Below are 18,967 nucleotides of genomic sequence, written 5' to 3' on the forward strand. Positions count from 1 at the left end.
TCAGCTCCTTGCCGCGTTTTTCTGCAGCAAAGCATGCAGGATGAGCATGGCGAGGATGATCACGCCGACGAAGATGTTGTAGGCGAGGCCGGGCACGCCGACGAGCACGATGCCGTTACGGATGGCGCGCAGCATCAGCGCGCCGACGATGGTGCCCAGGATGGTGCCGCGTCCGCCGGTCAGCGCCGTGCCGCCAACCACCACCATGGCGATCACTTCGAGCTCATAGCCTGTGCCGGCCACCGGCGAAGCGGCCGAAATACGAAAGGCGCTGATCATGCCGGCAAGCCCGGCCAGCACCGAGGTGGCGATGAACAGCCATATCTTGACGGCGTCCGCCGGCACGCCGCGGGCCACTGCCGCGTTGCGGTTGGAACCGATGGCGCTGATCCAGTTGCCGAGCTTGGCATAGCGCAGGACGTAGATTGCCAGCAACGACAGGCCGACGAACCACCACAGCGAGGTGTAGAAGCGGAACGAGCCGATATTGAAGCTGCCGGCAAGCAGCGTCACGAAGAAGCCAGGCTGGTCCCACGACTTCAGCGGGAAACCCTGCGTGATGTAGAGGGCCGCGCCGCGCACGATCAGCAGCATGGACAGGGTCACCAGGAATGACGAGATGCCGATCTTGGTGACGATCACCCCATTGATCGCCCCAATCGCGATGCACAGTAAAAGTCCAGCCAGAAGGGCGACGCCGATATCCACCCCGCCGTTCTGCACCAGAAGCATCACGACCACTGGCGCCAGGCCGAATACGGCACCGACCGACAGGTCGAACTCGCCGGCCGTCAGAAGCAGCGTCATGCCGAGCGCGATGATGCCGAGCTCGGGCAGGAACGCCATCATGTTGGAGATGTTGAGCGGCGACAGGAAATTGCCGTCCGCGATCGCGAATACCACGAGAAGGACGACGAGGATGATGAACGAGGAAAATTGCGGCGAGCGCATCAGCCTCGACCTGCTCCTGGCGCTTGCTGCGCCCTCTTCCGCGGTGACTGCCATGACGTTCTGAACCATGCTGTTTGCAGGCGCCCGCCGCCGGCGCGGCGGGCGTCCATTTTCACTTCTTGTCGTAGAGTTTGAGGATCGGCTCGACGCTCGACGCGTCGTAGAGACCGAAAGTGTGGATGTCGTAGCCGATTGGCTCGCCCGAGGCGGCAAGCCCGAGCAGTGCTACCGGCATGAAGCCCTGCGCCGATGGGTACTGCCAGGCCGCAGCGTTGACGAAACCGTCCTGGACGGCTTGCGCCGTCTCCTTCGAATTGCCCCAGCCGACGACCGGGATTTTGCCTGCCGGCACGCCGGCGCCGTCGAAGACCCGCTTGACGCTGGCCGCCACGGAATCGCCGAGCGCGATGATCGCCGGCGGATTGTTGGCAACCATATAGTCGGTCATCTTGGCGATGATGCCGGCCGGATCGGTGCCGCAATCGACCACGTCATATTTGATGCCGAGCGGATCGAAGACGCTGGCGATGCCTTCGGTCTCGAGCTGCTGGTAGCTTGCGCCGGGGACTTCGACCGGCAGAAAGACCTTGTCACCCTGCTTCACCATTTTGTGGTCGACAAGATACTTTGCCCAGATCGTGCCGGCCTCCTTCAGGTCGGCGCCGACATAGGCCTGCCGCCCCGTCGCCGGATCGTCGGTGTTGAAGAACACGATCGGGATGCCGGCGGCCTTCGCCGCCTTGACCTCCTCGGTCCACAGGCCAGGCTGCGCCGAGGTGGTGGCGATGCCATCGGGCTTGGCGGCAAGCGCGGAATTGAAGGCTTCCTTCTGCGCCGCCATGTCGCCGCCGCTGAAGGAGATCTTGCAGGTCACCTTGAGCTGGTCGCAGGCCTTTGTGGCGCCGGCGTTCCAGTCGATCCAGAACGCATCCGACGGGCCGCCATGCGACAGTAGATAAAAGGTCTTCTGGCCGTCCTGTGCCTGCGCGGCCGACCCGAACGCGATGCCGGCAAGCACAGTCGCGGCGGCCGCCAATTTCAATGCAAATTTCAACATTGCTTTCCTCCTTGTTTGGAGCCGTGCCGCCATGCACAGGCGGCGCGGCCGGCCGTCACAGGCCGTTGGCGCGGAACTTCCCGTCGAGGAATGTCTTGGCGCGCGGCACGTCGTCTTCCGACAGGTGCTCGATGATGACCGGAATGTTCGGGTGCTTCTCGGCAAGCCGCTGAAGATAAAGGTCGTAGTTGAGCGAGCCGAGGCCGGGCGCCGGCAGTTCGATCTCGCCGACGCCGCGGAAGGTGTGGCTTTCCATGGCATCCTCATCGCCGATGTCGGCGTGCTTTTCCGACTTGTCGCTGCCCGAGCGCTTGACGTCCTTGGCATGCGCTATCTTGATTTTGTCCGTCAACGTGTCGAACACCTGGTTCAGGATCTGGTCCATCCTGTCGATGTTGTGCGTCTCGAAGTAGTTGGTCGGGTCCATCAAGAGGCCCAGGCCGGGATGGTCGACCTGCGCGAACATCTTGACCGTTTCCTCGACCGAGCCGACGACGTTGTTGACATAGGTTTCGAGCAGGAAGACCGCGCCATGGTCATAGGCGGTTTGCGCAAGATCAGCGATCACCTTGCGGCATTCCTCGAACCCCTCCTCGGTCTTGTTCTTGGGGTGGTGCACCCAGTCGGATTCGGTGTTGTAGGTGCCGGTTTCCGAGATCACGTAGGGCGAGCCGAAATGGCGGGCGTTGCGGATGATTTCCTTGAGGTAGCCGACGCGCTTGTCGCGCTCTGCCTTGTCGGGATGGATGATGTTGGTGTAGCCCGACACGCAGCAGACCGGCAGGTTGTGGTCGCGGAAGACATCGCGCACGGTCTTGGCCTTGTCTTTGGTGATCTGCCCGGCCGACAGGTCGATATCCCTGAAATGCAGATCGAGCTGCACCGTGTTGAAACCGAGCCCGCGGATCTTCTTCGCCGTCTCTTCGAGGCCGTACGGGAAATAGCCCGTGAAAATACCTGCCTGCATCATGGTGTGAATTCCTCCCTGTAAGCGATTCAGTTACCAGTGATTTCAATTGATCGGGTTTGTCGAGATTTCGGAAAGCTTGACCGTGCGGCCCGAAGCGATCGAGCGGTAACCCGCCTCTACCAGCGCCATGGTCTTGACGTTGTCGGCGACGGAAAGCGCCGGTGGCGTGCCTGTCTTCACCGCGTGCTGGAGTTGTTCCATCACGCCGATGAAAGCATGCGGGAACCACATCGTGTCCCAGCTTGGGCTCACCCACTCGCCATCCGTCGTCTCGGCCGAGGCATAGGTGAGCGTGGAGGCCGCACCGGTCGGCCAGCCGATCGTGCCCTTGGCGACGCCCTTGGTGCCGTCGACGCGCCAGTTGATGTGCTGGTCGTCCTTGTAGCCTTCCTGGCGTGGGCCGGACCAGACATCCTCGAGCGACACGGCAAGCACGCCGGACGGGAAGCGCAGCGTCGAGACGGTGATGCCGTCGGTGTGTTCGAAAGTCGTGCGCGGATCCTTGCGCGTCAGCGTGGTGATCTCATCGGGATCGCCGAACAGGAAACGCAGCACGTCGAGATGATGCACGCTCATATTGGCAAGCGTCAGCCGGTCGTACTCCTCGAGGAAGCCTTGCCAGTGCGGGATCGCATGCATGTCGATCTGCGCGAAGACGACGTCGCCGAGCGCGCCGCTGTCGATGATCTGCTTCAGCACGCGCATCGACTGGTCGTAGCGCATGTTCTGGTTGACCGAGAGGATCTTGCCAGCCTTCGCCGCCTCGTCGCGCAGCTTCACCGCTTCCTCGACCGACAGCGCCAGCGGCTTCTGCGCCAGGATCGCCTTGATGTGCTTCTGCTCCAGCGCGTGGCGGATCAGCGCCGGCTGCTGGTCCGGTGGGAAAGCCAGGTCGATGATCTCGACTTGCGGATCCTCGATCAGTCGTTCCGGCGTGTCGTGGACGGTCGGAATGCCCCAGCGCGTGGCGACCTTCTGCGCATTCGCCCTTGTGCGCGAAGCGATCGCCACGACAGGAAAGCCTGCTTCCTTATAGGCCGCGAGATGGCATTCGGCCATGATCATGCCGGCGCCGACGCAGCCGATCTTGAATTCCCTGGTGCGAACCTTCACGTCCGGCTCGAAGCCTTTGCCTGCCATCTCTTCCTCCCAGAATCTGTCTTCGCGGCCGTCGTCATCTCGCCAACGCGCTTCCAGATGCTAGCAACCGGAGCCGCGGCATGCGGATCGGATCAGGCATTGGAATTCCTCCCTCAGGGCCAATGTTTCCTCCACAGCCATGAGGGACATTGACGGCAGTACGGGAAGACTGTCAACATCATAAATAATCAAAACACCTCATAACATCGCAACGAGGCAGGGAAATGCATCATACGGAGATCCATCTAGTGCTCATGATGCCTCGATTTGATGGGAAATCTATTTTCCCATGCCGACGCGATCCTGCCGGGCGATCTGATTTAGCCTGGCTGCTTGCGCATCGGCCAAGGCCGGATACATCATTTCCCATCAGAATCGCGGATGGCGAAGAGCAGTCGCCACCCGGCCGGCGGTCGGCATTGCGTGATCCTGATGCATTGAGGAGATGAAAGACGGTGCGTTCCACCCTGACTGACATAGCCCGGGAAGCCGGCGTTTCCGCCGCCACCGTCGACCGTGTTCTCAACAACCGTCCGGGTGTGCGGGCGCGCACGCGCGAAATCGTGCTCGAAATGGCGCGGCGTCTTGGCTACATCGCCGAAGGCGCGAACGGGGCGCCTCTCAAGCCCTTGCCCGGCGATGTCATCCGGCTCGACTTCGCGCTGCCGGCCGGCACCAATTCCTTCATCAAGATGCTGCATCGCCACATCGAAGCCCAAGCCTTGGCGCGGCCGGATCTCGATGTCCACATCGCCACCATAGAGGGCTTCAATCCCGACCGGCTCGCACGCCTTTTGCAGGATCTGCGCGGCCAGACTCAGGGCGTCGGCGTCATCGCGCTCGACCATCCGACGGTGCGCGAGGCGATCCGCTCGCTGTCGGCCAACGACGTCAAGGTGGTGACCATCGCCTCCGACATCCTGCATGTGCCAAGGGTCGCGTATATCGGCATCGACAACCGCGCCGCCGGGCGCCTGGCCGGCTATCTGCTCAACCGTTTCATGGGGTCGGAACGTCCTGGCAAGGTGGCGCTGTTCGCCGGCTCGCTCTCCTATCGCGGCCATGAGGAACGCGAGATGGGATTCCGGCACATATTGGCCGAGGAATCGCCCAATCTGGAGATTGTCGAAATGCGCGAGATGCTTGACGACCGCGAAAAGGCCTATTCGGAGGCATCAGCCCTTCTGGAGCGGCACCCCGACCTGGCCGCGATCTACAATGTCGGCGCGGGCAACACCGGCATTGCCCGCGCGCTCAAGGAGCGCGGCCGTGCGATATCGATGGTTTTCCTCGGCCATGAGGTAACCGAAGGCACCAAGGAGCTTCTGCTCGACGGCACGCTCGACGCGGTCATCGACCAGAACCCGCGCGTCGAAGCGCGCGAAGCGCTCAACACCTTGACCCATGCGGTCCGGAGACTGCCTTACGAATTGCACCAGCCGAGGCTCCAGGTGATCTTCAAGGAGAACATCCCGGAAATCTGATACTCTCTGAAATGGAGCGGCGCCGGAACCCCTGCCCGTTCAGCACGCCCGCTACTGGACGGCCGCGACTTCCGCGCCGGCCGCGTCGACAAAGCTCTTGTCGATCCATTTGCCGTAGTCGATCGAGCCCTTCAAAAGCCCGGCACCGGCCATGAATTTCTCTTCGCCCTTGAGCGCCTCGATCGCATCGTCGGTCAGCCTCGGATCCTGGTGAAAGACGCCGTCCGCATAGGTCTTGCGTACCGATTTCTCCGACGACTTGGTCGCCTCGACGAATGTCTTGATCGTCTCGTCGGGATGGGCATCGGCCCAGCGCGAAATCTCGATGTCGACCTTCAGCAGCCGCTTGACCAGGTCGGGATATTTCGCCGCGAAGGCGCCGTTGATCGAAATGACGTTCGGCACGTTCCATTCCGGATGGGTGCTGGTGTCGAAGAGCACCCGTGCCTCGCCGGTGTCGACCAGCTTGGCCGCGGTCGAATCCGTTTCGACGAGGGCGTCGATGTCGCCGCGCAGCAGTGCCGGGCCGGATGCCTCGAAAGGCAGGTTCAATCCCTCGACATCACCGGTCGTCAGGCCGACGCTGTTCAGCGCCTTGCTGAAATTCGAGTGCCGCACCGTACCGGTGAGATAGGCGACCTTCTTGCCTTTGAGGTCCTGCAGCGTCTTCAGTGGAGAGTCGGATTTGACCACGATATACGAGCCGCCCGACCGCACATAGCTCGACAGGCCAATCAGCTTGACATCGGCGCCGGAGGCGGCGACGCGCAACGCGGGATTGTTGCCGGTATAGGTGAATTCGATGGCGCCTGTCGCAAGCGCCGTCGTCGCCTCGGAGCCGCCATTGAAGGTGACAAGTTCGACCTTGATGCCGTCCTTGGCGAACTCCTTTTCCCACCAGCCGTCCTTCTGTGCGAGGACGAATTTGAGGTGCCCCGGCGCGGTGCTGCCGATGCGGATGAATTCGGGCTTGTCCTGCGCGAAGGCGGGCATGCCGCCAAGGCCGATGACGACGGCAATGGCGCCCTTCAGGAACAGCCGGCGAAATCCGTCGAATGCAATGTTGGACATGAGGAAAATCCTTGCTGATTGGAATGAGTGAACGGCTCAGATGAGCGAGGACTCGGACTGGCCTTTCCAGGCGGTCGCCCAGCGCTCGAACCAGACGAGCAAATAGTTGACGGTGAGCCCGATGACGGTCAGCGTCAGGATGCCGGCATACATGTCCGCCGTTTCCATCATCAACTGCGAGTTCTGAATAAGGAAACCGAGGCCGGATTTGGCCGCCAGCATCTCGGCGCCGATCACCGCGAACAGCGACGACTTCACCGCCAGCCTTGCGCCGGCGACAACAGAGGGGATGCTGGCCGGCAGGATAACCTTCCGGAACAGGTCGAAGTCGGACGTACCCATCGAGCGCGCCGCCTTGATCAGCAGCGGATCGACCGACTTGACGCCGCTGATCGTGTTGACCAGCAGAAAGAAGACCGAGGAGTAGAAGGTGATCGCCACCTTCGATTCCTCGCCGATGCCGAGCAAAAGGATGAACACCGGAAGCAGCGCGAATTGCGAGGTGTTGCGCAGCGTCTGCACAAGCAGGTCAGAGACCTTCTCGAACAGCGAGTAGCGCCCCATCAGCAGGCCGAGCGGAATGGCCACCACCACGCCGAGAGCGAAGCCGATCGCAGCGCGCTGCAGGCTGATGCCGATATGTTTGACCAGAACGCCCGAGGCGAGCAGGTTCCACCAAGCGACCAGCACCTCGCTCAGCGGCGGAAAGAAGATGCGGTTCAGCCAGCCGAGCCGTGGCGCGATTTCCCACACGAGAAAGAACAGGCCGAGCAGCGGCAAGCCGTAAAGGAAAGTCCCGTGGCTCGTCCCTTTGCGCCGGACCTTGGCACTGTGGGCGGTGATGGCCGGGACTCTTGCGGCGGCCGCCGTCTCGCCGGCGCCGGCAAACAGATGAAGAGCGCCGTCAGGCCCGAACTTTTCGGTAAGATAAGCCATGGCTCTACCTCCTCAATGACTGAAGGCTGGCGACAGCGTCCAGTCCTTTTGCGCCTTGTTGACCTCATCGCGCAGCGCGTCCCAGACGCGGCCGCGATATCCGTTGAATCCGGCGCTGGCGCGGATGTCCCCGTCGCGCGGCCGTGGCAGGTCGATGTCTATGATCTCCTTCACCGCGCCCGGCCGCGCCGTCATCACCACCACGCGGTCAGCGAGGAAGATTGCCTCGTCGATCGAATGGGTAACGAAGATCACTGTTGTCTTGATCTTGCCCCAGATCCGCAGCAACTCGCCCTGCAGGAGCTCGCGCGTCTGCTGGTCGAGTGCGGCGAAGGGTTCATCCATCAAAAGCACTTCCGGGTTGCTCGCCAAGGCGCGGGCGATCGCCACGCGCTGCTGCATGCCCCCGGAGAGCTGGTTGGGGAAACGGTCCTCGAAACCGGCAAGACCGAACAACGACAACAAATGGCGCGCCGTCACCGTGCGCTCGGCCTTGGCGACGCCACGCACCTCCAGCGCGTATTCGATGTTGGCCAGCGCCGTGCGCCAGGGAAACAGCGCATATTGTTGGAAGACATAGCCGGTCTTGGGATCCGGCCTGGTGATGCGCCGGCCGTCGAGCTGGACATCGCCGCCGCTCGCCTGCGTCAGCCCGCCGATGATGTCGAGCAGCACAGATTTGCCCGAGCCGCTCGGGCCGACCAAAGTGATGAACTCGCCTTTGCGGATCGAAAGATCGACGCCGTCGAGCACGGTGACGCGGTCGGTCTCCTCGCCGTCGACGGTGACGAACTGCCCCGGCTTGAGCAGAAAGGTCTTCTTGATATCGCTGACGACGATGCGGTCCATGTCCTGTCGCTTCCTATTGCGCCACGCGGATGCGGTGCGTCGGGTCGAATTCAGAGCCGCCGGCCTTGCCGCGCTTCCAGCCGAGCGCGCGGGCGTAGCCGCCGAACAGTTGACGTGCCTCGACCTGCGCTTCCGTGATGCCGGTCGGCCCCTCGGCGAACTCGGCCACGTAAAGCGCGTCGGTCGGGCAGTAGATTTCACAGAGAAAGCAGGTCTGGCAGTCGTCCTGACGGGCGATCACAGGCGCGCCGTCCTTGGTAGCGTCGAACACATTGGTCGGGCACACCTTGACGCAGATGTCGCATTCGACGCAGCGCGCGGCCGAGACGATCTCGATCATGACGCCAGCTCCGCCAGGCGCTCCGGCGCCCCGGCAATGCGGAAGTCGTCGACGCCGGTGATGACCAGCCGATGCGCGAGGGCCGGGTTCTTGCCCTGCAGATCGGTGCGCCGATGCATGCCGCGGCTTTCTGTCCGATGCAGCGCGGCCGCCACCGACCAGCGCCCCGCGGCGGCGATCGACGCCGCCTCGCGCGCGCGGACCCGGTCCACCCCTTCGCCCCGCAGATGGTCGCGCACGTCGCGCCAGACACTCTCCAGCCGCCCCCGGCTTTTCTCCAAGCTCTCGCCGTTGCGGAAGAAATTTTTGTCGAGCGGCGTCACCTCGTTGCGCACCGCCTCGATGACCTCGCCTGCAGCGATGTCGGCACGCGGCGAGGCCGCCGGGCGCAGGCCGGCCTGACCGAGTGGTTCGACGGTGTCGCGGAACGCCCTGCCGCCGCGACGCTTCGAATGGATCGAGGCGCCCTTGCCCGCCCACCAGCCGCTGGCCAGCGCCCAGGAGGAATTGACGGCGCCGCCGCCCGATACCGCTCCGGTCATGATCTCGCGGCTGGCGGCGTCGCCTGCGACATAGAGGCCGGGCACGCCGGTGGCGCAGTCGTCGGAGACGATGTCGATGCCGCCGGTACCGCGTACCGTGCCTTCGGCGCGCAGGGTGATGCGGAACAGCTCGGTGAATGGATCGACACCGGCGCGGTCATAAGGCACGAAGCAGTTCGGCTGCCCTTGGCGCAACCAGCCTTGCAGCGCCGGCTCCGCCTGATCGAGCCGCGCATAGACCGGTCCCCCGATCAATGCGCGCGCCACCTCGTCCTCGCGGTCGCCGATGCCGTTGCGCAGCGGCTCACCGGCAGGGCCCAGGATCGGCGATCCATCCTCGCGATGGAATGAGGCCCAGCGGAACGGCAGCCCCTTGTTCAGCGAAGACCCAAAGGGCGCCAACGTGTATTTGCCGGTAAACTCCATGCCCGACAGGCTGGCACCGGCCTCCGCCGCCATCAGATAGCCGTCGCCGGTCAGTCCAGTCCCGCCGAGGATGCGCTCACGGAAAGCGCAGCCGCCGGTCGCCAGCACCACTGCGTTGGCGTCGACGCGCCAGTCCTGGCCGGCCTGCCGGCCGATACCGGCCGCGCCTACGACGGCATCGCCATCCGACAGGAGTTCCAGCGCCGGATGATGGTCGAGCACGGTAACGCCAGCCAGAAGCACACGGCGGCGCATGAAGCGCATGTAGTCGGGCCCGCGCAGATTGGCGATGTAGAGCCGGCCGTCATCCTCGCTCGGGAACGGATAGCCCCACTCGGAAAGCCTGAGCAGGTTGCGATAGGCCGTGTCGACGCAGCGCAGCATCCAGCGCTGGTCCGCAAGCTCGCCGGTGCGCTGCCAGCGTCGCTCGACCACCGCATGCCTGTTGTCGCCCGGCGGTACGCACCAGGTACCCGTATTGGACGGCGCGGTGGCGCCGCTGGTGCCGAGATAGCCCTTGTCGGCCAGCACCACCTGCGCGCCGCTTTCGGCAGCGGCGACCGCCGCCCAGGCTGCGGACGGGCCTCCGCCCAGCACGAGCACGTCGGTCTGGAGTTGCAGCCTGTCGGACGCGGATCTTTGAGGCATGGACATGGATGCTCTGCGAAGGAGTGCGAGGCGCTAAGCAGCGCGCGCAGCGCCCGAGAACCACGCCGGCTCATTGCCGGCGCTCCATTTGATGTTGCAGCCGATCGACGGCACCTGGTCGGCGGCGGGCCTGCCGCCCTCCAGCACCGCGTCGACCGCCGCGCGCAGGTCGTTACCCGTCACCGCCTTGCCATTGCCCGGCCGCGCATCGTCGAACTGGCCATGATAGGCAAGCCGCCGGCCGGCGCCGAACAGGAAGAAGTCGGGTGTACAGGCCGCGCCATAGGCTTTCGCCGTCTGCTGCGAGGCATCCTTGAGATAGGGGAAGGAATAGCCGAATTTCTCCACTTCCTCGCCGATGCGGGCCAGCGTCTCTTCGGGATGCGCCTCATGGTCGTTGGCATTGATGGCCACCACTTGCAGCCCCTTGCCCGCATATTCCCTGGCGAAAGCGGCAAGCTGCTCGCGGATCAGCACGACGAAAGGGCAGCGGTTGGAGATAAAGGCGACGAGCAAGGCGGGCTTTGCATCGAAATCGCCGAGCCGGTGCAGCACGCCTTGTGCGTCGGGCAGCAGGAAATCGGCCGCTTTGGTGCCAAGCTCGATCGAGTTGGATTCTGTCTTCGGCATCAATGCGCTCCCTTCTTGCTGCCGCTCAGACGGACCATGCCGTGCAGCGCCGGACGAAGTTAGTCTATGAATTTAGTAGAATTATAGGCTAGACAACCCGCCTCCGGTCAACCGCGCCGCTTGGAATATCGTGCCAATGTTTCGGGCCGGGCGAAAAGTTTGTTCGAACGGAAGGCCGTTTTGAAAGAAATGAGATTTGGCGGGGAGCGAAGCCGCAACTGCCTTCGTCGTCCGCGTCGAGCTTGGTCAGGAAACGGTTTCCTTGCGGACAATTGCCCTGTCATCCCCGCCGACATCGATCGCGATCCGCTCGCCGGAAACAATGCCGTTAATGTCGCAGACCACCAGCGGCATGCTGATCCCGTAGAGAAATTCCGCGACGATGGCGCCCACTGCCAGGATCGGGTCAGGCCGTTCCAGGAGGATGCCGGCCGGAGCCGTGCCCCTGCGGATTGCCTCGGCCAGCACCGAGGATGAGGACGAGGAGCCGCGCCCGCTCGGCATGATCAGGATTTTCCCGGCGACGTTCTGGCCGAGGCCAGGATGCGAGTGATCCGTTATGTCGCCTGTCGTGGCATCAACGCCGCCCCAGAAGCTCAGCGGTTGCGAGAATACCAACGCCCGGCCCTCGGCACTCCCGGCCAGTTGGAAGGTGCCGGATCGCTGGACGACGCCCGGTTCCACCGGCGCGGTCATGACGCGCCCCGCATGACATGCCCCACCGCGGCGGAGCGGATGCAATCCGCCATATCCGCGAACGCAACCGTCACGCCGATATTGCCCGGAGCGTAATGCGCCCATTTGCCGGAATTGGTCATCACCACGCCGTCGAGCCGTTCCAGAATCGCAGTGACATAGGTGCAGGTGTCGGCGACGGGGATCAGGCCGAACGCCTGTGTGCCATCAAGCGCGCCCTCCTCCTGCAATCGCGTCAGCGTCGCGCGACCGGTGTTGACATAGATCGGGATGCCCCTGCCCGGCGCGATGGCACGCAGCAAGGGCAGCAGGCGCATCCATTCCGCATGCGAGAAATGCGGAGTGCCCAGCGACACGGCCGCCAGCGGCGCCCCGTCGGGTACGCGCGACAGCTTGGCCAGTGCATGATCGATATCGGCGCGCGTGATGCGGATCGTCTCTTCCGGCGCTTGACCATGGAACGCCTCGTCGAGCGTTCCCGCTTCGGGCGTGATGCCGACCGCATGGAACAGCGCCACGGCGCCGGTAGTCGCTGCTGCCGCGCCCAGCGCCTTCAGCTGGTCCTCGTCGCGCGGCCGTGGCAGACCTGTGACAACCGGAACGCGATCGCCGCTGGGTTGCCCGATGATCAGTCCGACGCCGACGAACAGGGCGTCGCTCGGCTCTGGCTCAGCAAAGTCCAGCTCGAACAGGATGCGGCCGCGCCGGTTCTCGCTCAGATGCAGGCCCCAGGCCGGCGCGCGGCCCGTCATGGCGCAGCACAGGTCGATGAAATCGCCATAGCGGTTGGTGCGCGCGCCGATCACCGAATTTGCAAACACGATGGCGTTGGATTCGCCCCAGGCGATCTGCTGCCCGAAATCTGGCCGGAACCGCGTCTGGTAGGGCGCGCAGGTGAAGGTCGCCTGGCAGCCGAGCTCGATATGCGCCTTCATCAGCCGCCGCGCCGGCGCTTCCTCCGCCGCGGGCATCTTCACCATGCCGGGATGGATGAGATCGAATGAGCCGACATTGAGCGTCGTCGGCACCTGCACGCGGCCGCCGCCCTCGACCAGCCGTTCGACGAAATCGAGCCCTGCCGTGCCATGGTAGAGGCAGCCATCGATATGGGCGCCGGCAATGTCGAGGAGGCTGTCCGCTCCGACGGCTTTGGAAAAGGCGACGAGGATCTTCATGGCCGCGGCCGCCGACGGCCCTTGCTCGCCGTCGAGCATGGATTGGTCCTCGGCAGTCAATTCCAACGTCATTGCCGCTCTGGCCCCTACTCGATCTTATGGCGCGAAGGAACGCCAGCAGTTCAGTGAACTACCCCGCAGGGATCAACACCGTGCTCTGCGGGGACCAGCGTAGTACGACATGCTGACCTTCCGCCAGCCTGTCAGCGCCGGTGTTCTGGACGATGACCTTCAGCGTCTGGCCGGCACGCTCGACAAAGTAGGTGCTGTTGTTGCCGGCGAAGATGCGTTTGCAAACCTGGCCCTTCAGTATGTTGGCATCGCCGCCCGAAGTTCCGGCATCCAGGGCAATCCGAATACGCTCCGGACGCACGGCGCAGCTTGCCTTTGCGCCGGCGGCAAGCCTGGCGCCGGCCCCGGCGGCGATCGTCGTGCCGTCCGCCAAGCGGATGCCGTTGCCGGTGGTATCGCCGCGAAAGATGTTGGCATCCCCGAGGAAGATGGCGGCGAATTCGCTTTTCGGCCTGTCGTAGATCTCCTCCGGCGGCCCTTCCTGCACCAGCCGGCCATCGCGCAAGATACCGATGCGGTCGCTCATCGTCAGCGCCTCTTCCTGGTCGTGGGTGACGAAAATGGTTGTGATGCCGATCTCGCGCTGGATGCGCTTGAGCTCGATTTGCATGTCGACGCGCAGCGCCTTGTCGAGCGCGCCGAGCGGCTCGTCGAGCAAAAGCACGCGTGGCTTGGTGACGATGGCGCGCGCCAGCGCGACCCGCTGGCGCTGGCCGCCGGAGAGCTGATGCGGCTTGCGACCGCCGAGCGAGCCGAGCTGAACGAGGTCGAGCGCGCGTTGCACCTCGGTGGCAATCACCGCCTTGGCCTCGCCGCGCACCGACAGGCCGAAGGCGACATTGTCGGCGACGCTCATATTGGGGAACAGCGCGTAGTTCTGGAACACCATGCCGATGCGCCGCTTCTCGACCGGTACCCGCTCGACGCTCTCGCCGCCGATGGCGATGCGGCCGCTGTCGGGAAAATCGAAGCCGGCGATTTGCCTGAGCAGCGTGGTCTTGCCGCTGCCTGATGGCCCAAGCAGCGCGTAGAAGCCGCCATCGACGAAATCGATCGAGACGTCGTCCAACGCCTTGTGCGCGCCGAAGCTGCGCGAGACGTTTGATACCTGAACGCCCGCCATTATTTCTCTCCGCCGAATTTGAAGAAGCGCGCTGTGAGCAGCATCAGCGCCATCGACACCACGATTATGATGGTGGAGACCGCGTTGATCTCGGGCGTGAAACCCTTGCGGATCGCGGCGTAGATCTCGACCGGCAGCGTCGTCTGCCCCGGCGTCGCCAGGAAGTAGGACACCACGAACTGGTCGAACGACACGGCGAACGCAAACAAGCCGCCCGCGATCACACCCGGCATGATCCACGGCAGCGTAACCCGGTTCGTTACCTGCCACTGATTGGCCCCCAGCGAGCGCGCCGCCTCTTCCAGCTCCGGTGCGAAAGTTTGCAGCCGGGTCGAGACGACGACGATGACATAGGGCAATGCCAGCGCGACATGGCCGAGCAGGATGGCGAACAGGCCGCGTCCAATGCCGATGCCGAAGAAGAAGATCAGCATCGCCGTGCCGGTGATCAGCCAGGGAATGGCGATCGGTGGGAACAACAGCGCCTGCAGGAATTTCTTGCCGCGGAATTCATTGCGGTAGAGCGCCAGGGACGCGGCCGAGCCGAGCACGGTCGAGATGACCGTGGTGATGACGGCGATCTCGATGCTGTTCCAGGTGGCGGCGATGAGCTGGTCGTTCTGCCACAGCGAGGCGTACCATTCCGTCGTCCACTCGAACGGCAGCTGGTAGAATGGCGAGACGTTGAACGACATCAGCGCCATGATAATGATGGGCAAATACAGGAAGGCGAGCAGCACCGCGATATAGAGGCGGCCGAGCCACTCCAGGATACGCGTCGTCGCCATCACGCCACCCTCCGCAGCACCGGTGCGGCCAGCGCCAGAATGATCAGCACGACGGCCAGCAGAATGAAGGAGAGTGCGGCCCCCAGCGGCCAGTTGAATACGGCGACGAACTGGTCCTCGATCACCGTGCCGTAAAAGGTACCGCTGCGGCCGCCGAGGATCCGCGGCTCCATGAAGGAGCCGACGACGGGCACAAATATGAGGGCCGCGCCCGCCACCAGGCCCGGCATCGATAGCGGGACAATGACCCGCTTCAGCACCTGCAGCCGCGAGGCGCCGAGCGAGCGTCCGGCCTCGAGCAATGAATCGTCGATCGCCTGCAAAGTGAGATAGCAGGTCAGCACCATGTAGGGCACATAGGAGTGCACCAGTCCGATGATGATCGCCGGATAGGAATACATGAGGTCGATGTTGATCTTGAACGGCAGCACAGCGTTGAGCGCGGTGTCGAGAATGCCGCCTTCGCGCAAAACCATCGCCCAGGAGAAGATGCGCACCAGCCCGTTCGACCAGAACGGCAGGATGACGAGCAGGAAGATCGCCTCGCGGCTGCGCCCCTTCAGCACCTTGGCCAGTACATAAGCCGCGGGATAGCCGATGACGATGCACCACAAGGTCACCTCGAGGCCGAGGCGCAGCGAGGCAAGCAGCAGTGTCAGGTACAGGCTTTGCGAGAAGAAGGCGGCGTAGTTGCCAAGCGTGAACGCCCACGGCTTTCCCGTCAGCGGCAGGTCGGTCATGAACGAGAAGAACACCATGGCCGACAACGGCAGGAAGATCGCCACCGTCAGCCAGAGATAGGCGGGCGCCAGCAGCGGCAGTGCCGACCTCAGCCCGCCGCGCACTGCGACCGCACCCTCTGCTGCCATGCTATCCTCCTCCCCGGATTGGAAGGACCAACCGGCGCGAACGCCGGCTGGCCCTGGCGCGGGTTTTACTTCACGTCGACCTTGAGCTGCTGCCAGAGCGCCAGATAGGCCTTGCGCTGCGCATCGGTGATCGGAGCCTGGAACTGGATGCGCTTGGCGACTGTGGGATCACCCATCACCTTGCGGTTGAACGAATCCTCGAGCAACGCTTCCACCGCCTTGGTGTTGGCCGACACCGGTGCACCGACCTTGGTGACCCATTCGACATAGAATTTCGGATCGATCATGTAATTGATGAAGGCTTCGGCGCCCGCGACATTCTTGGAGCCAACCGGGATGGAGAAGGCGTCCAGCCAGGCGACGGCGCCTTCCTGCGGGATCACGAGCGAGACCGGCAGCTTGAAATGCGTCTTGGCGCGGTCGGCCGAACCGCTCCAATAGGTGCCGATGTCGATCTGGTTGGAAGCCACCATCTGGTTCCAGTCGTTCTCCGAGCTCCAGAAGGTCTTGATCTGCGGCATTAGCGAGGTGAGCTTCGTCTTGACCGCGTCCATATCCTTGATGTCGTTGATGTTCTGGCCCGTCGCGATGGCGCCGAACTGCACCGCCTCGACGGCGTCGTCGCGGATGACGACGCGGCCCTTGTGGGCGGGGTTCCACATTTCGGCGATCGACGTCGGCGGCTTGTCGAAGGACTTTTCGTTGATGGCAAGGGCGGTCAGGCCCCACACCCACGGCACGCCATAGACCTTGCCGTCATGGTCGAGCATCGGCGAGCTCGCCTTGTCCTTGCTGATGTCGGCATAGTTGGGCAGCTTGGAGGTGTCGATCGGCTGGATCAGCTTTTCAGCCATTGCCTGGTCGTTGAAGGCGGCGTTGATCATGACGACGTCATAGAGGCCGGGATTGGTGCGGATCTTGGTCAGCATTTCCTGTTCGGAATTGAAGAAGTCGTTGACCACCTTATGGCCGGTCGCCTTCTCGAAGGCGGCGATCGCCCATGGCTCGTCGGCGCCGTAGCCCTTCCAGTTGAGCACGTGCACTTCATCGGCCTTGGCGGCAAAAGTAAGTGCGGAGGTGAAGACGGCCGTCGCCGTCAGCAGGGCAGTGAAGTCAGGCATGCGCATGTTCGTTCCTCTCTTTTGTTTGCCCGCTTCCCGGGCTTAGTCAGGCTGTCTGATGGGCCTTCCGGTTCTGGCCTCGCGCGCCGGTCGAGCCACCGTCGGCATGACTCAGGAAAGTCTGGATTTCCGCGTCTGTGGGCGCGGAGGAACCGCCATGGCGAGTGACCGAAATGGCCGCCGCCGCATTGGCGTAGCGCGCCGCCTCGAAAGGCGGCATGCCGCGCGCGAGCGCACTTACGAAGGCGCCAATATGAGTGTCGCCGGCGCCGTTGGTATCGACCGCCGCCACCTTGAAACCGGGAATGGTCCCGGCGGAACCGTCCGCCAGTCGGATATGGCAGCCCCTGGCGCCGCAGCGGATGACGACGCCGTCGGCCTTGGGACAATGATCGGCAAGCAATCGCGCCGCAAGGGCGTCGGCATCGCCCGGGCCGGCAATGTCGGCGGCTTCCGTCGTATTGCAGCTCAGCCAGGTCGTGCGGGCGAGCACCCGCGACAGGGTGGCGCGCGAAATGTCCGAAACGACCGGCGTCGGGTCGAAGACAAGTGGAATGTCCGCCGGCAGCGTCTCGATCCAGTCGGTGAGCGCGTCGCGGCTGCCGGGATAGCTCAGCGTATAGCCTGACGTGAACACCCAATCCTCGGTCGAGACCAGCACCGGAGCCATCATGTCGAGGCTGAGCACGCTCTCCGCCCCCGGCCACGACACGAAGGTGCGTTCGGCATCGCTGGAGATCATGGCGACGCAGTTGCCGCTATCCATCAGAGGCGAAGGCTGCGTCAGAATGTTGATATCTTCGACGGCGAAGGCGGCGCGCAGGAAGTCGCCATTGGGTCCGCTGCCGAGTTGGCCTGCGAATACCACCTTCATCCCGGTGCGGATTGCCGCGACCATCATGTTGAAACCGCCACCGGCGACCTGCGCATAGCTCGAAGCCGTCTTCTCCGTGCCCGGCGCCGGCAAGGCATCGATACGGTAGACATAGTCGACCACCGCGCTGCCGATATGGACGAGACGCGCGCTCATGCCGCCGCGTCCTTGCCGGGGCCGGCCTGCTCCAGGCGGCTGTTCGAAGTCCGCGCCGCGACGAGATCGGCGGCGAGCGCACGAACGCCCGCCATGTCAAAGCCTTTGAGGCGGGCGATGCGGTCCTGCGGCAATCGTGAAAGGCCGGTGCAGGCGCCGGCCATGCCTGCGGCGATGGCGCCGATCGTGTCGGTGTCGCCGCCGAGATTGGCGCTGATGACCGCCGCTTGCCAAGCATCGCCGCCGGCGACCTCCAGCACCGCAAAGGCGGCCGGAACGGACTCCTGGCTGGCAACGCCGGTGCCGACCAGATCGGTGATCAGCCGGACCGCGTCTCGTGGCGCCTTGCCGCGGATCAGATCCTGCGCCCAGGCGACGCGCGCGGCGATGTCGCCGCCGGTCACCCAGTGGCCGTGTGTCGCCCCCCGCCTCGCCGCCGCGACGGCGCTGTCGGACGCGGCGCGCCAGTCGCCGCCGGCGATGCCGCGGCTGACGGCGGCCGCGACCGCCGCGGCGGAGGCAATGGCGATCGAGGTGTTGTGTGTCGCCCGGCAGGTTTCGGCCACCTTGTCGACGAGCGCATCCAGCGGCTCCGGCTGCATCATGATGCCGAGCGGCGCGATGCGCATGGCCGCGCCGTTGGTGTCGCCGCCGCGCCCAGCCTCCTCGGCCGGCACGCCCTTGTTGATGGCGTCGATGGCACGCTTGGTCGACGGTCCCAACAGATCGTAGCTGCCGCGCGCCTTGACCTCGCGCTCCCAGTCGAGCAGCGCGTTGACCCAGCGCGCATGCTCAAAGCGGCCGCCTGAGGCAACCAGGATGCGGCCGAGCAGCAGCGCCTGCTCGGTATCGTCGGTGATAGTCCCGGCCGGCAGCCCTTTCGACACCGGATGATCGGCAAAGGGCGCGACGAAATCCTCGACATGGCCGTAGAGTTCGGCGATGCGCTGAGGCGACAGAAGCTGCGTCGGCATGCCGAGCGCGTCGCCCAGCGCCCCGCCGACGAGCGCACCCATGGCGCGGTCCATCTCAAGCTCGTTCTCCGGCAT

Annotated in this window: 19 protein-coding genes; 1 reads left to right on the plus strand and 18 read right to left on the minus strand. The window is 64.2% G+C overall.

The genetic code is table 11. The features are described from left to right. The 4 genes from FJ942_RS21395 to FJ942_RS21410 are packed head-to-tail and all read right to left on the minus strand — an operon-like array spanning position 1 to position 4,118. On the minus strand, positions 1 to 1,005 hold the full coding sequence (locus FJ942_RS21395) for an ABC transporter permease (protein ID WP_140500161.1): 1,005 nt from the start codon (positions 1,003 to 1,005) through the stop codon (positions 1 to 3). A 58-nt stretch (positions 1,006 to 1,063) separates the two neighbouring features. Beyond that, positions 1,064 to 2,008 carry a substrate-binding domain-containing protein gene (locus tag FJ942_RS21400; protein ID WP_140499889.1) on the minus strand — a complete coding sequence of 315 codons (945 nt, stop codon included), beginning with the start codon at positions 2,006 to 2,008 and terminating at the stop codon, positions 1,064 to 1,066. Positions 2,009 to 2,063: 55 nt separating this feature from the next. Then, entirely contained in the window at positions 2,064 to 2,978 is a 915-nt protein-coding gene (locus FJ942_RS21405) for a sugar phosphate isomerase/epimerase (RefSeq protein ID WP_140567567.1), read from the minus strand. 42 nt (positions 2,979 to 3,020) lie between these two features. Next, positions 3,021 to 4,118 carry a Gfo/Idh/MocA family oxidoreductase gene (locus tag FJ942_RS21410; protein WP_140499892.1) on the minus strand — a complete coding sequence of 366 codons (1,098 nt, stop codon included), beginning with the start codon at positions 4,116 to 4,118 and terminating at the stop codon, positions 3,021 to 3,023. A 455-nt stretch (positions 4,119 to 4,573) separates the two neighbouring features. On the opposite strand from FJ942_RS21410, the gene FJ942_RS21415 reads away from it, so the two are divergent. Next, positions 4,574 to 5,602 (plus strand): LacI family DNA-binding transcriptional regulator, encoded by a 1,029-nt coding sequence (locus FJ942_RS21415; protein ID WP_140499894.1) that lies wholly within the window; start codon positions 4,574 to 4,576, stop codon positions 5,600 to 5,602. A 51-nt stretch (positions 5,603 to 5,653) separates the two neighbouring features. Here the strand turns inward: FJ942_RS21415 and FJ942_RS21420 are convergent, their stop codons facing one another. From FJ942_RS21420 to FJ942_RS21485, 14 genes are all read right to left on the minus strand, one after another. Beyond that, positions 5,654 to 6,673 (minus strand): aliphatic sulfonate ABC transporter substrate-binding protein, encoded by a 1,020-nt coding sequence (locus tag FJ942_RS21420; protein ID WP_140499896.1) that lies wholly within the window; start codon positions 6,671 to 6,673, stop codon positions 5,654 to 5,656. Positions 6,674 to 6,709: 36 nt separating this feature from the next. Beyond that, positions 6,710 to 7,609 carry an ABC transporter permease gene (locus FJ942_RS21425; RefSeq protein ID WP_140657754.1) on the minus strand — a complete coding sequence of 300 codons (900 nt, stop codon included), beginning with the start codon at positions 7,607 to 7,609 and terminating at the stop codon, positions 6,710 to 6,712. 12 nt (positions 7,610 to 7,621) lie between these two features. Beyond that, the gene (locus tag FJ942_RS21430; RefSeq protein WP_140499899.1) at positions 7,622 to 8,458 is read right to left on the minus strand and encodes an ABC transporter ATP-binding protein; all 837 of its coding nucleotides are present in this window, start codon (positions 8,456 to 8,458) and stop codon (positions 7,622 to 7,624) included. A 13-nt stretch (positions 8,459 to 8,471) separates the two neighbouring features. After that, positions 8,472 to 8,798 (minus strand): ferredoxin family protein, encoded by a 327-nt coding sequence (locus tag FJ942_RS21435; RefSeq protein WP_140499901.1) that lies wholly within the window; start codon positions 8,796 to 8,798, stop codon positions 8,472 to 8,474. Continuing rightward, on the minus strand, positions 8,795 to 10,420 hold the full coding sequence (locus FJ942_RS21440; RefSeq protein WP_140499902.1) for an FAD-binding protein: 1,626 nt from the start codon (positions 10,418 to 10,420) through the stop codon (positions 8,795 to 8,797). Before FJ942_RS21440 ends, FJ942_RS21435 begins: the two co-directional genes overlap by 4 nt. Before the next feature lie 27 nt (positions 10,421 to 10,447). Further along, positions 10,448 to 11,044: a thioredoxin family protein gene (locus FJ942_RS21445; protein WP_140499904.1), complete on the minus strand. Its 597-nt coding sequence runs from the start codon at positions 11,042 to 11,044 to the stop codon at positions 10,448 to 10,450. A 246-nt stretch (positions 11,045 to 11,290) separates the two neighbouring features. Next, positions 11,291 to 11,740, minus strand: coding sequence for a DUF126 domain-containing protein (locus tag FJ942_RS21450; RefSeq protein ID WP_140499906.1), 450 nt, complete (start codon positions 11,738 to 11,740; stop codon positions 11,291 to 11,293). Further along, positions 11,737 to 12,987: an aconitase X gene (locus FJ942_RS21455; RefSeq protein WP_140499907.1), complete on the minus strand. Its 1,251-nt coding sequence runs from the start codon at positions 12,985 to 12,987 to the stop codon at positions 11,737 to 11,739. The genes FJ942_RS21450 and FJ942_RS21455 overlap by 4 nt, the downstream gene beginning before the upstream one ends. A 58-nt stretch (positions 12,988 to 13,045) precedes the next feature. Next, the gene (locus tag FJ942_RS21460) at positions 13,046 to 14,110 is read right to left on the minus strand and encodes an ABC transporter ATP-binding protein (RefSeq protein WP_140499909.1); all 1,065 of its coding nucleotides are present in this window, start codon (positions 14,108 to 14,110) and stop codon (positions 13,046 to 13,048) included. Beyond that, positions 14,110 to 14,898: an ABC transporter permease gene (locus FJ942_RS21465; protein WP_140898853.1), complete on the minus strand. Its 789-nt coding sequence runs from the start codon at positions 14,896 to 14,898 to the stop codon at positions 14,110 to 14,112. The genes FJ942_RS21460 and FJ942_RS21465 overlap by 1 nt, the downstream gene beginning before the upstream one ends. After that, on the minus strand, positions 14,898 to 15,767 hold the full coding sequence (locus FJ942_RS21470) for an ABC transporter permease (RefSeq protein WP_140515893.1): 870 nt from the start codon (positions 15,765 to 15,767) through the stop codon (positions 14,898 to 14,900). The genes FJ942_RS21465 and FJ942_RS21470 overlap by 1 nt, the downstream gene beginning before the upstream one ends. 65 nt (positions 15,768 to 15,832) lie before the next feature. Beyond that, positions 15,833 to 16,894, minus strand: a complete 1,062-nt coding sequence (locus tag FJ942_RS21475) for an ABC transporter substrate-binding protein (RefSeq protein WP_140898855.1) — start codon at positions 16,892 to 16,894, stop codon at positions 15,833 to 15,835. Between the two features lie 40 nt (positions 16,895 to 16,934). After that, the gene (locus tag FJ942_RS21480; RefSeq protein WP_140561061.1) at positions 16,935 to 17,918 is read right to left on the minus strand and encodes a PfkB family carbohydrate kinase; all 984 of its coding nucleotides are present in this window, start codon (positions 17,916 to 17,918) and stop codon (positions 16,935 to 16,937) included. Continuing rightward, positions 17,915 to 18,967, minus strand: coding sequence for an ADP-ribosylglycohydrolase family protein (locus FJ942_RS21485; protein WP_140561062.1), 1,053 nt, complete (start codon positions 18,965 to 18,967; stop codon positions 17,915 to 17,917). The genes FJ942_RS21480 and FJ942_RS21485 overlap by 4 nt, the downstream gene beginning before the upstream one ends.

The organism is Mesorhizobium sp. B2-4-2 (genome assembly GCF_006442845.1).
In the GTDB taxonomy this organism is placed as follows: domain Bacteria; phylum Pseudomonadota; class Alphaproteobacteria; order Rhizobiales; family Rhizobiaceae; genus Mesorhizobium.